Source organism: Bartonella sp. W8151 (assembly GCF_016100385.1).
Taxonomy (GTDB): Bacteria; Pseudomonadota; Alphaproteobacteria; order Rhizobiales; family Rhizobiaceae; genus Bartonella; species Bartonella apis.
This window is the reverse complement of record NZ_JACFSO010000001.1, coordinates 488,047-501,414: the sequence shown is the minus strand read 5'-3', so window position 1 is coordinate 501,414 and position 13,368 is coordinate 488,047. Positions and strand designations below refer to the sequence as shown.

The following is a 13,368-nucleotide window of genomic DNA, read 5'->3' as shown; positions in this document are numbered from 1 at the left end:
CTATGACAACACGTATCAAAGAAACATTTGAAAAAGCCAAGAATAACAATCGTCCGGCTCTTGTAACCTATATGATGGCCGGGGATCCGGATTTTGACACCGCGCTAAAAATTATGAAAGCACTCCCGAAAGCTGGTAGCGATGTTATAGAACTCGGAATGCCATTTTCCGACCCGATGGCGGATGGCCCGACCATTCAGGCTGCGGGTCTGCGCGCGCTTAAAGCCGGACAGACGCTCAACAAGACGCTGAAACTCGTTAGTGAATTCCGCAAAACCGACCAGACCACGCCGATTGTGTTGATGGGATATTATAATCCGATCTATGTCCATGGCGTCGACCAATTTTTGATTGATGCCAAAAAGGCTGATATCGACGGTCTGATTGTCGTTGATTTGCCGCCGGAAATGGATAACGAACTTTGCTTGCCCGCGGTCAAAGCGGATATCAATTTCATTCGTCTGGCGACACCGACAACCGACGACCAACGCTTGCCGAAAGTACTGGAAAATACTTCCGGCTTTGTTTATTATGTTTCGATGACGGGCATTACCGGTCAAGCCTTGCCTGATACCGATATTGTTGCCAAAGCCGTGAAAAATATTAAAAAACACACGTCTTTGCCGATTGCTGTCGGTTTTGGCATCAAGACCAGAGAACAAGCTGCAAAAATCGGTCGTGCTGCCGATGGTGTTGTGGTTGGAAGCGCAATTGTTAATGCAATTGCTTCAACTCTTGATAAGAATGGACACCCGAAAGGTGATGCTGCAAAAGCGGCTAGCGACCTTGTAAAACAATTGAGCGCAGGTGTATCGGAAGCCAGACAAGGCTGAATTGAAGCTTAGCCAACAAACAGGATAAGGTGACATAGATGAACTGGATTACCAATTATGTTCGTCCGAAGATCAACTCGATGTTTGGTCGTCGTGAGATGCCAGAAAATTTGTGGGTCAAAGACCCCGCCAGTGGTGAAATGGTTTTTCATAAAGATCTGGAAAATAACCAGTATGTTGTTCCGACATCGGGTTACCACATGCGCATACCGGCAAAAGCCCGTCTTGCAAATTTTTTTGACGATGGTGCTTATGAACTTCTGGAAAATCCGAAAGTTGTTATCGACCCGCTAAAATTCCGTGATGAAAAGCGCTATATCGATCGTCTGAAAGACTACCGCTCTAAACTCGGCGTCGATGACGATATTATGAATGCACGCGGTACAATCGAAGGAATTCCTATCATTGCAACTGTGCAGGATTTTGCCTTTATGGGTGGCTCTCTCGGCATGGCCGCAGGTGAGGCCATTATCAAGGCTTTCGAAACTGCCATTCAGGAAAAACGTCCTTTGGTACTCTTCGTAGCCTCGGGTGGCGCCCGTATGCAGGAAGGCACACTTTCTCTCATGCAAATGCCGCGCACGACTGTTGCGGTTGAAATGATGAAGGACGCAAAACTTCCCTATATCGTGGTTTTGACCAATCCGACGACAGGCGGTGTTACAGCTTCCTATGCTATGCTTGGTGATGTTCATATAGCAGAACCCGGTGCAATGATCGGTTTTGCCGGCCCTCGCGTGATTGAACAAACCATACGCGAAAAGCTGCCGGAAGGTTTTCAGAGCGCGGAATATCTTCTCAAACATGGTATGGTTGATATGGTGGTCTCGCGACTTGAATTGAAATCGACCATTGCAAAACTTCTGCGTCTGATGATGAAATTGCCTGCACCTGAACATCATTCGGGCAAACATCATAGTAGTAAAGCCGCCTGAATAGAGATGACCGAAAATCGGGTAGACACGCTTATCAATAGCCTTCTCAAGCGCTATCCGAAAGGCTTCGACCTTTCGCTCGACCGTATCTCGCGGCTTTTGGAAAATCTTGGCAATCCGCATTTGAAATTGCCGCCGATTATCCATATTGCGGGCACCAACGGAAAAGGGTCAGCGGCGGCAACTTGTCGTGCGCTTCTTGAAAGCGCGGGATATAGTGTTCATGTCCATACGTCACCCCACCTTGTTCATTGGAACGAGCGCTATCGATTGGGTAAAAAAGGTGGTGGCAAATTTGTTGATGATGACACTCTCGCCGATGCAATAGAACGGGTAACGAAAGCCAATCAGAATGAGCCGATTACCGTTTTCGAACTGTTGACGGCTGTTGCCTTTCTGCTTTTTTCCGAACATCCGGCCGATGCTGTCATACTTGAAGTGGGATTAGGTGGACGTTTCGACGCGACCAACGTCATCAAGAAACCGGCGGTTTCGCTTATTATGCCGATATCGCTTGATCATGTTGCTCTACTCGGCAATACAGTTGAAAAAATCGCTTTCGAAAAGGGTGGTATTATCAAGGAAGGTGCTCCCCTTGTTATCGGCAAGCAGGAAAGCGATGGTGCTATCGATGTTCTGACAACCATCGCGCAAAAACGCCATGCGCCTTTCGTCCTTTATGATCAGGATTTTCAGGCCTATAACGATCATGGGCAAATGGTTTTTCAAAACGAAGCCGGACTTAAAGAACTTCCACTTCCTTCGCTCCGTGGCGACCATCAAATCAGTAATGCAGCGAGCGCAATTGAAGCTGTTCTCCATGCCGGTTTCAAATTGACCGATCAGAATATTGCCAAAGCCATGCAAAATATTGTCTGGCCTGCGCGAATGCAGCGCATCAAAGCCGGCAAGCTCATTGATTTTCTGCCAAAAACGATGACGGTTTTTCTCGATGGAGGGCATAATCCGGCAGGTGCAAAAGTCATTGCACAAGAAATCAGGCATTGGAAAGAAAAAGGAGTGGGACCGGTGACGATGGTCGCCGGTATGATCAACACAAAAGATTCCTTTCACTATTTCAAAGAGCTCGAAGGTCTTGTCGATAAGGTCTACACCGTACCGGTCTTGTCAAGTGATAGCGGTGTAGCGCCTCAAGAATTGGCAAAAGTTGTCGGTTCGGCCGGTTTGGAGGCGGAAACCACGACATCAATTGAAGACGCTTTCCAAAAAATTTCAGCACTTGCACCTCAAAGAATCATTCTTGTTGCAGGTTCGCTTTATATGGCCGGTGACTTTTTGAAGAAAAATGGGACACCACCGGAATAAACGATTGCTAATCTCTTCAACATTTAATGAGAATAGTTCAAAAGACTTGCGTTCGGGCCAAAACAAGCTAAACCTTATAACAATAAAGGTGACGATTTTTAAGGAGTGCATCCCATGACGCTCAGTACCGAACTTTATCAATACCCGAAGCTTATTACCGTTTTCGGCGGCTCGGGGTTCGTCGGCCGCCATGTCGTCGAAACATTGACCAAACGCGGCTATCGGGTTCGTATTGCTGTGCGCCGTCCGGAAATTGCCTATTATATGCTGCAAATTGGCGAAGTTGGCCAAACCCAAATGGTCAAAACCAATGTGCGCAATCGTGAATCGGTTGCACGCGCTTTAATTGATGCCGATGTAGCCGTGTTTTTGCCAGGTCTTCTTTATTCACAAGGCAAAAATAATTACAACAATGTGCAGGTTGAAGGCGCTAAAAATGTTGCCGAACTTGCACAAAGTGCAGGCATTCCTCTCATTCACATGTCAGCTTTGAATGCTGATATCAATTCCAACCTTCCCTATCCGAAAACCAAAGCATTGGGCGAACAAGCCGTTCAGAAAGCCCATAAAGATGCCATTATCATGCGCCCATCGGTTATTTTCGGTCAGGAAGATTCTTTCTTCAATAAACTTGCCGATATGTCGCGCTTTACCTGGATGCTGCCGATGTTTGGTGGCGGCGAGACAAAGCTTCAGCCGGTTTACGTTGGTGATATCGCCAAATTCGTCGTTGCCGCAATTGAAGGGCATATTCCAACAGGTAAGGTTTATGAGCTCGGCGGCAAAGAGGTGATAACCTATCGGCATACTGTCGAAGAAATGCTCAAAGTTATCATGCGAAAAAAAGCGCTGGTTTCCGTACCTTTTGCACTCGGCAGTTTCATTGGCGGTATTTTCGGTTTACTCGGAAAAATTCCGATGATCCCGACCGTTACAACGTCCGAGCAGATTAAAATGCTCAAAAAAGACTGCATTGTTTCTGAAGAAGCAAAGCTTGAAGGGCGTACATTGGATGGCGTTGGCATTACACCAAGAGCCATGGAAGCTGTTTTGCCTTCCTATCTATGGCGCTTCCGCCCTCATGGCCAATTTGCAAAAAACACGAAAAATTACAGAAAAGATGTAAAAATCTGAAGACAGGATTCTTCTGTTTGAAATTCGCAAATAAAACGGGCGCCGGTCAAAATAGCGCCCTTTATTTTTGCATTATCTATTCGCTTAGAATTTGAAATTTTTTTCAATGATAGGCTTTCTGTCGTTTCAATAATACTTGTTCCGTTATTTCAATAATACCGGTTCTGTCGTTTCAATAAGCTGCTCTTCTTAATAGATATTTTGACGCCATTCGTTGAACTGCCCTGCTTTATGACCTTGCACCAATTTAAAAAATTCCGAACAAGGGAAGTGTTTTTCTAAACTTCGGAAGTTTTTATTGTTCTAGTTGAAAAAATTGTTCGCCAATTTTTGTCTTTTTCTTTCTAACTCGCTCCTATTCTCCCATCTGTTGCATATCTGCAAAAGCTTTGACGATTTTTAACACACTATTAACTATTTTTAGAGCGGCGCGATTTAGACTGTGCTATATAGACACACATTGAGGGTTCTGGAGTTAAACCATGAAAAAATTGTGTTCATTATTTATCGTTTTGATGTTCGCATTCTCGACAGTTGCTTGTACGCAGAATGAAAAAACAGTTGCCAAGTGGGGTGCCGGTGGTGCTGCTCTTGGTGCCTTGGGTGGCGCTGCATTCGGTCACGGTGGCAAAGCTGTTGCCGCCGGTGCTGCTGTCGGTGCCGTTGCTGGTGGCCTGATCGGTTATTCACGCACCAAGAATCACGTCCGTTACTGCCATTATCGCGATCGTAACGGCAAAGTATTCGAAGCACGTTGCAAATAAGTTAGATTTTGTTTGATTTTGAAAGGCACGTAAAAATTTTACGTGCCTTTCTTTTTATAAAGTTTTCCGGTCTTTTAAGCAGCTTTGTCAGTGAACCGTTCTGTTTTATTCAAGGACTGAATCCCACGAACATGCACGCTCGACAGCTTTTCGCCAACCGGCATAGCGTTTTTCCTGTTTTGCCACATCTTTGGAAGGCTTGAAGACGCGTTCAACTGTTGCGACCTTTCGCAATTCATCCAAACTCGACCAATAGCCCACCGCAAGTCCGGCAAGATAAGCCGAACCATATGCTGTCACCTCCAATATTTGCGGGCGCTCAACCGGCTTTTGCAAAATATCGGATTGGAACTGCATAAGAAAATTATTGGCAACAGCGCCGCCATCAACACGCAATGTCTTAAGATCTGTCTGGGCATCTGCCAACATGGCGGTGAGGACATCCTTGGTTTGATAGGCAATCGATTCCAGCGTCGCACGGGTAATATGGTTGCGGTTGACGCCCCTTGTCAGCCCCAAAATGGCCCCACGGGCAAAGGGATCCCAATAAGGCGCGCCAAGGCCGGTAAACGCCGGCACGACATAAACGCCATTCGAAGTCCCTACTTTTTCGGCAAAATATTCCGAATCTTCGGAATCGGTAAAAAACTTCAGTTCGTCACGGAGCCACTGGATAGCAGCGCCTGCCACAAAGATCGATCCTTCCAAAGCATAAGCAGGTTTGCCTTTTGCATCACAGCAAAGCGTTGTCACCAGACCATGGGTCGATTTTACGGCTTTTTTGCCGGTATTCATCAACATGAAACAACCGGTTCCATAAGTGTTTTTAGCCTGCCCCTCTTCAACGCAGATATGACCGAACAAGGCTGCCTGCTGGTCACCGGCTGCCCCTGCAATGGGGATACGTGTACCACCGCGCCCGCCAATATTGGTTTGTCCATAAATCTCGGAAGATGCTTTAACCTCCGGCAACATGGAGCGTGGAATGTTCAATGCTTTGAGCATCGTTTCATCCCAGTCCAGTTTATGAATATTGAAGAGCATGGTACGCGACGCATTGGTATATTCGGTAACGTGAACGCGCCCCTGCGTCATATTCCAGATGAGCCATGTATCAATCGTGCCGAAGAGCAATTCGCCATTATCGGCTTTTTGCCGTGCACCTTCCACATTTTCGAGTATCCATGCTATTTTTGTTCCCGAGAAATAAGGGTCGATGACAAGGCCGGTATTTTCCCGGATATAATCCTCGAGCCCTTCTTTTTTCATTCTTGCACAAATGTCTGTGGTACGCCGACACTGCCAGACAATCGCATTATAAACCGGTTTTCCGGTTGCTTTTTCCCAAACAACGGTCGTTTCACGCTGATTGGTAATTCCGATTGCTGCAATTTCATCCGAGCTGATGCCTGCTTTGGCTAAAGCTTCTGTCAAAGTCGAGCTTTGTGTCGCCCATATCTCGCGCGCGTCATGTTCGACCCAACCGGGGCGAGGATATATCTGGGTAAATTCACGTTGGGCAACACTGACGATATTTGCGTCGTGATCAAGCACCAGAGTGCGCGAACTTGTTGTGCCCTGATCGAATGCGACAATGTATTTCTTTTCGGCCATAAAAGCCTCCTGTTTTCTGGGAATATGACCAATTATTTCAATTGTCTGCGGGCAAGAGGCTCGCCGATCAGTTTCGTATAGAAGGCAGCACCGACACATCCCCCGATGACCGGAGCAATGAGCGGAATGAGAAAATACGGAATATCCCTATTTCCCGTCATGACGCTATTCCCCCAACCGGCGAAATAAGCAAAAAGGCGAGGCCCGAAATCACGTGCCGCATTCATTGCAAATCCCGTCAGCGGGCCAAAAGCACCACCAAGCACAGCAACCAGTATACCGACGAGAAATGCGACCAAGGCACCACGCGGCAAACCATTGCCATCATCACTCAATCCTAAAATCACCGCCACCAGAACAGCTGTGATAAAAAATTCTGTCATAAATGCTTGTGAGAGAGTGATGTGGGGATTTGGAAAAGTTGTAAAAACACCGGCTGTATCAAGTGTTTTTGCCGAGAAAAGATTATAATAAAGTCCATAGACAACGGCGGCTGCGACAAACGCACCCAAAAATTGCGAAATGATGTAAGGTAATATTTTTTGTTTTGGAAAATTTCCAAAGAAAGCCAATGCAAAAGTGACCGAAGGATTGAGGTGAGCCCCCGAGACGCCTCCGGTCAAATAGGCTGCAAGTGCAACAGCCAACCCCCAGATAATGCTTATTTCCCATTGTCCGTAAGCGGCGCCGGCCAATTTCAATCCTGCAACGCACCCCATACCGAGGGCCAGAAATAAAAATGTGCCGGCGAATTCCGCAACGCATTCATCACGTAAAGTATTCACATCAGACATGTTTCCTCCAGTGGTTTGCTGCCTGACCCGCTTTACTTCAGTAGACGGCGAACCCTTTAGATGGTTTTATGTTTTTCAAGGTATTGTCTTAAAGCTTCTTTTTCTTCGTCATTAAAATAGAGGCCAAGTTTCGAGCGACGCCACAAGACATCGTCAACATCCTTTGCCCATTCTTCACGCATCATCCATTGAACCTCGGCCTCATAAAGGCCGTGGCCAAAATGTTGCCCCTTGTCCTTTTTGCCATTATCAAAAATTTCCAGGGCTTCTGTGCCATAATTTCTTGCCAGACGGCGATGGGTTTTTGCATCGAGATCCGGCAAAATGCTGGCAACTCTCGCTTCCATGACAGAAAGCGAATCGTGCGGGAAATCGCCACCTGGCAGGCTGACACTGGCAGTCCATGCAGGTTTGCGTTTACCCAAAGCTTTTTCGATGAAGACGAGGGCGTCTTCCGACAATTTACGGAAAGTGGTGATTTTTCCGCCAAATGCATTCAGCATGATCGGACCATCATTTTCCCGCATTTCTTTCAAAACATAATCGCGTGTTGCTTCCTGCGCTTTTGAAGCACCATCGTCATAAAGCGGGCGAACACCCGAATAAGCCCAAACGATAGATTCACGCAAAACCGGCTTGGTGAAATATTCACTTGCTGCCGAACAGATATAATCAATCTCTTCGTCGCTGATATGAACCTTCGCCGGATCGCCTTTGTAGTCGCAATCGGTTGTTCCAATCAGCGTGAAATCTTCCTGATAAGGAATAGCAAAAACAATCCGGCCATCCTTGTTCTGGAAAATAAAAGCGCGGTCATGTTGATAAAGTTTTGGTACAACAATGTGCGATCCTTTAACCAGACGAACCGGCGGATGACCTTTAAAGCCCAAAGCATCCTGCAAGACGTGATTAATCCATGGACCCGCCATATTTGCCAGATAATCGGCAGTGACTGTCCACTCTTCACCATTCAATTTGTTTTTAAGGCCGATTTTCCATTTTTTGCCGTCGGCTTTGAGCGAGACAACTTCGGTGCGCACCATAATATCCGCACCAAGTCTTGCCGCATGACGGGCATTGGCAACAACCAGACGCGCATCGTCAACGCGGGCATCGGAATATTCGAAACCTTTGACAAAACCCGGCTTCAGGGATTCGCTATAGTCTTTGGTAAGATCAAGAACCTTGGTGCGCCACAATTCCTGATGACGGCTTCCAAGATGATCGTAAATGAATAAACCCAAACGCAGCATCCATGCAGGACGCAATCCTTTATTATAAGGCAATATAAAGCGCAAAGGACGAACAAGATGAGGTGCCATGTGCCAGATCACCTCGCGTTCCATCAATGCTTCTCTCACAAGACGGAAGGCATATTGCTCGAGATAGCGCAAGCCACCATGAATGAGCTTGGTAGAAGCACTGGAGGTGCCCGACGCAAGGTCATTCATTTCTGCCAGACCAACGGAATAGCCACGGCCAACAGCATCTCGGGCGACACCACAACCGTTGACGCCACCACCTATAACAAAAAGATCATAGTGTTTTTCGTTTTTCATTTAACCGACTTTCGACAAGGATGGTTTTCGTTATTCTAAGGATAGAATATGGAAGAAAACAAATGTCAACCGTAAAGCAAAAAAAATCACCAAATCTCCGTGTCACGAAGAAATTGATTTCTGATTGAAATCAAAAAACGAAAATATAATGCCGTATATGCGTTATTTATCAACTATTGGTTTAACTCAAGATGATGTGTTTTAAAACAGAACAATTAAAAATTGTACAATAAATTACTTTCGCTTGTCGTTGAGACTCATGAGACTCAAAAGCCGACAAAGTTTATAAAAATATGCCCTGATGCCTCGAAATTTTTCGGCGTCGAACGTTTTGTCCCCCCCCTCAAATGGCACGCATGAAAAACTAATTTTGAAGTGAAATTTTTATTCCCTTTTCGGTTTTTAAAAAATCGCAAACATTTTCACGTTGTTCAAAAATAGCCCCGACCTCTGATGAGGCTTACCCGATATCAAAAGATAGAGACGACAATTATCGTGACACAGTATTATCTACCAATGTTGCTGACATTCCGGTATTCGATTAACGGAAGTGGACAACCACAAAAACCTTTCAATTTTTTCTCGGACGTTTACCCAACTAGATGCGGCGGTTCATATCTTCCGCAAGGCATTCAAAACTTTTTTGCTAAGACAGAAATATCCGTTATGTGCTTTTTTGAATAAAGCCGAATGGACGGCAATTTTTCATAGCCGGAAAATTGATTGCTCAAGGCCGAAAATATCAGATTTATACTGTCGCCGCGTTTTGACAATGGTTTTAAAAATAAAGGGGCAAATCCGCTTTGCCCCTTAATCATTTTCTAAACTCTTCTCTCGCCCCTTGAGATCAGGAAGGACTATTGGCGCAATGTCGCTCCGGTCGATTTTGCAACATTATCGATAATTTTTTTCGCCAGAGCTTCGATATCTTCGTCAGTCAAAGTGCGTTCATGGGGCTGGATTGCCACTTCGATTGCGATTGATTTCTTATCTTCTCCAAGGCTTGCCCCCTCGAAGACATCGAATATCTCGACAGACTGGATAAGTTTTTTATCGGCTCCGCTTGCTGCACGAATGACAGTGGCTGCATTGACAGATTTATCCATAACAAAAGCAAAATCGCGCCGTATCATCTGGTATGGCGACAGAACCAAAGGCGGGCGTGTTTTGGTTGCCTTTTTGCGTGGTTCGGGAATACGGTCGATATAGACCTCGAAACCGCACAATGGTCCTGTTACATCAAGTTCCTCAAGAACATCGGGGTGGAATTCACCAAAGGTACCAAGAATAATTTTCGGCCCCAATTTGATAACACCGGAACGTCCCGGATGATACCACTCTGGAGCGCCAGTTTCTATTTGCACCTTTGAAGCATCAAGCCCGCAAGCATCGAGCACACAAAGTGCATCGGCCTTGGCATCAAAAACATCAACCGGTTTGGAAGAACCGGCCCAAAAACGACCCGAACCATCAAGCTTGTAAGTACCACGGCGGATACCGCCAGCAACGCGTCTTTGTGTCTCGGGTGTATTGCCCTCGAATGTAGCCGAAATTTCAAATAGGCCGAGATCGGGAAAGCCACGATCGGCATTGCGTTGGGCAGCCGCAATCAATCCCGGAAGCAGTGAAGGACGCATATCCGACATATCGGCAGCAATCGGGTTCAAAAGTTTCAATTCAGGCTTGCCGCCGCCAAATGCCTTGGCCTGTTTTTCCGAAATGAAAGACCATGTGATTGCTTCCATCAAGCCCCGACAAGCCAGAGCACGACGTGCAGAGCGCTGTCTGATCTGGATTGTGGTCAGAATTTGCCCACTCACAGAAGACGGCCGTTCCAAAGGTTCCGGCTTGATATTGTTCAAACCATGGATACGCATAACCTCTTCGACGAGATCGGCCTTACCATCAATATCAGGACGCCATGTTGGTACTTTCACCATGACAACATCGCCTTTGCCTTCAACACCAAAGCCTAAATGTTGCAATATGATTGTTGCCGCTTCATGGCTTAATTCCAGACCGGTCAAACGCTTGATTTCGGCAAACGGGAAGCGGATCACCTTTTGTTCGACACTCTTTTCCCCGATTGTATGGGCTTTTGAAGGCTTGCCACCACAAAGTTTCATTGCCATTTCGGTGGCAAAGGCCAGTCCCGGTTCCATAAATTCCGGATCGACACCGCGTTCAAAACGATAACGTGCATCCGAAACAATGCCAAAAGAGCGCCCCGTTGCTGCGACATTGCGTGGATCCCACAAAGCCGATTCAATGATAACATTTTTCGTGCTTTCATCGCATCCTGTTGCTTCCCCCCCCATTATGCCACCGATGGATTGGACACCATTATCATCGGAAATGACGCAATTATCCGGTCCCAAATCATATTCCTTGCCATTAAGGGCAAGAAGTTTATCACCCTTGCGCCCACGACGGACGGTGAGCTTTCCTTTTACCTTATCGGCATCGAAAACATGGAGCGGACGCCCGAGATCGACCGTAATATAATTGGTCATGTCGACAAGTGCATTGATTGGACGCAAGCCGATTGCATTAAGGCGGCGTTGTATCCATTTCGGCGACTGGACATTGTTGACGTCACGAATTTCACGCCATGAAAATCCGAGACATAAAGGCGCCGTATCACCAAAATCAAGCGACACGGTTACCGACGGCTCTCCTTCGCCGGAAATAGAAGGAACTTCAAGCGGCTTCAACTTTCCAATGCCGCTTGCTGCAAGATCACGGGCAATGCCATAGACACCCGTACAATCCGGCCGGTTCGGCGTGAGGCCGACATCAATGAGCGGATCATTAAGACCACAATAGGCAGCAAACGCTTTGCCTACGGGTGCATCGGAGCCAAGTTCGATAATGCCGTTATGTTCATTTGAAAGTTCAAGCTCGCGTTCGGAGCACATCATGCCGAAACTTTCGACACCACGGATTTTACCGACTGACAAAGTAACATCGAGCCCCGGAATATAAGCGCCCGGAGGGGCAAAAACCCCGATCAATCCGGCCTTCGCATTAGGAGCACCACAAACCACCTGAATGGGTTTATCCCCGCCGGTATCAACAGTCAAAATCTGTAAATGATCCGAATCGGGATGTTTTTTGGCTGTCAAAACTTTGGCAATTACAAAAACATCAAAGCTTTTGCGGTCATCGACGCTATCAACCTCGAGGCCTATATCGGTAAGCCGATCACAAATCTCGCCGAGCGATGCGTCTGTCTCCAGATGATCCTTCAACCAGGACAAAGTAAATTTCATTGTTCAAAACCTCTTTTCAAAACGCAAGACGCGGGTGTGAGTTTATGAATTGCTGAGACCGCCAAAAAGCGTTGGCACATCAAGCGGACGGAAACCATAATGTTCGATCCAGCGTATGTCGGCATCAAAAAATGCACGCAAATCGGGCATGCCGTATTTCAACATCGCGATACGATCGATCCCCATGCCCCAAGCAAAACCCTGATATTCATCCGGATCAAAACCGACGTTTTTCAACACATTCGGGTGCACCATGCCGCAGCCCAATATTTCGAGCCAGTCATTGCCCTCGCCGAATTTTACTTCTGTACCGGAGCGATCACACTGGATATCCACTTCCATCGACGGTTCGGTAAACGGAAAGAACGAAGGGCGAAAACGCATCTTCAATGAAGGAACTTCAAAAAATGCCTTACAGAATTCTTCATGTACCCACATAATATTGGCAATGGTCGATTTTTTATCGACAACCAGTCCTTCTACCTGATGGAACATCGGTGAATGGGTGGCATCCGAATCCATACGATAGGTTTTTCCCGGAATGATAATGCGGATTGGCGGTTTTTGCTTTTCCATCGTACGAACCTGAACGGGCGATGTATGCGTGCGCAAAAGTCGCCTTTCGCCTTTCTCGTCCGGATTGAAAAAGAACGTATCATGCATCTCGCGGGCGGGGTGGCCTTCAGGAAAGTTGAGGGCGGTAAAGTTATAATAATCGGTTTCGATATCCGGCCCTTCGGCAATGGAAAAGCCCATATCAGCATAAATTGCGGTGATCTCGTCAATCACTTGTGCAATCGGATGGATGCGCCCGCGGGCTTCCGGAGATGGACGCACAGGCAATGTAACGTCAACTGTTTCATTTTTAAGACGCGCTTCAGTTGCCGCACGCTTCAGTGCCTTGCGTTTTTCGCCCAAAAGCTCCAGAACCCGATTTTTCAAACCGTTTATCACCGGTCCGGCTTTTTGGCGCTCTTCAGCGCTCATGCCACCAAGGCTTTTGAGTTTTTCCGAAACACTGCCCTTTTTTCCAAGGGCGCTGACACGCACTGCTTCCAGTGCCTGCTCGTCTTGTGCAGCTTCAATTGCCGCACAGATTTCTTTTTCCAGACTGTCAATATCGTTCATGTCTTTGCC

Annotated in this window: 10 protein-coding genes; 5 read left to right on the top strand and 5 right to left on the bottom strand. The window is 46.8% G+C overall.

Going from position 1 to position 13,368, the window contains the following annotated elements; all coding sequences use genetic code 11:
* The first annotated feature begins 2 nt into the window (after window positions 1–2).
* From trpA to H3V14_RS02265, 5 genes are all read left to right on the top strand, one after another.
* On the top strand, window positions 3–833 hold the full coding sequence (gene trpA / locus H3V14_RS02285; RefSeq protein WP_198226257.1) for a tryptophan synthase subunit alpha: 831 nt from the start codon (window positions 3–5) through the stop codon (window positions 831–833).
* Window positions 834–871: 38 nt separating this feature from the next.
* Window positions 872–1,768 carry an acetyl-CoA carboxylase, carboxyltransferase subunit beta gene (gene accD / locus H3V14_RS02280; RefSeq protein ID WP_075915261.1) on the top strand — a complete coding sequence of 299 codons (897 nt, stop codon included), beginning with the start codon at window positions 872–874 and terminating at the stop codon, window positions 1,766–1,768.
* 6 nt (window positions 1,769–1,774) lie between these two features.
* The gene (locus H3V14_RS02275; protein WP_198226255.1) at window positions 1,775–3,094 is read left to right on the top strand and encodes a folylpolyglutamate synthase/dihydrofolate synthase family protein; all 1,320 of its coding nucleotides are present in this window, start codon (window positions 1,775–1,777) and stop codon (window positions 3,092–3,094) included.
* A gap of 114 nt (window positions 3,095–3,208) precedes the next feature.
* A complete protein-coding gene (locus tag H3V14_RS02270; RefSeq protein WP_198226253.1) occupies window positions 3,209–4,228 on the top strand; it encodes a complex I NDUFA9 subunit family protein in 1,020 nt (339 codons plus the stop codon).
* 482 nt (window positions 4,229–4,710) lie between these two features.
* Window positions 4,711–4,992 (top strand): hypothetical protein, encoded by a 282-nt coding sequence (locus H3V14_RS02265; RefSeq protein ID WP_075869658.1) that lies wholly within the window; start codon window positions 4,711–4,713, stop codon window positions 4,990–4,992.
* Between the two features lie 105 nt (window positions 4,993–5,097).
* On the opposite strand, the gene glpK is transcribed toward H3V14_RS02265, so the two are convergent.
* The 5 genes from glpK to pheS all read right to left on the bottom strand — a co-directional run bounded on the left by glpK (window position 5,098) and on the right by pheS (window position 13,359).
* Complete coding sequence (gene glpK, locus H3V14_RS02260) at window positions 5,098–6,606, bottom strand: glycerol kinase GlpK (protein WP_198226251.1); 1,509 nt, start codon at window positions 6,604–6,606, stop codon at window positions 5,098–5,100.
* Window positions 6,607–6,638: 32 nt separating this feature from the next.
* Window positions 6,639–7,400: an MIP/aquaporin family protein gene (locus H3V14_RS02255; protein ID WP_075869656.1), complete on the bottom strand. Its 762-nt coding sequence runs from the start codon at window positions 7,398–7,400 to the stop codon at window positions 6,639–6,641.
* 56 nt (window positions 7,401–7,456) lie between these two features.
* Window positions 7,457–8,959 carry a glycerol-3-phosphate dehydrogenase gene (glpD, locus tag H3V14_RS02250; RefSeq protein WP_198226248.1) on the bottom strand — a complete coding sequence of 501 codons (1,503 nt, stop codon included), beginning with the start codon at window positions 8,957–8,959 and terminating at the stop codon, window positions 7,457–7,459.
* 857 nt (window positions 8,960–9,816) lie between these two features.
* Complete coding sequence (pheT, locus tag H3V14_RS02245) at window positions 9,817–12,231, bottom strand: phenylalanine--tRNA ligase subunit beta (RefSeq protein ID WP_198226246.1); 2,415 nt, start codon at window positions 12,229–12,231, stop codon at window positions 9,817–9,819.
* A 42-nt stretch (window positions 12,232–12,273) separates the two neighbouring features.
* Window positions 12,274–13,359: a phenylalanine--tRNA ligase subunit alpha gene (gene pheS / locus H3V14_RS02240; protein ID WP_075913650.1), complete on the bottom strand. Its 1,086-nt coding sequence runs from the start codon at window positions 13,357–13,359 to the stop codon at window positions 12,274–12,276.
* Between the last annotated feature and the right edge of the window lie 9 nt (window positions 13,360–13,368).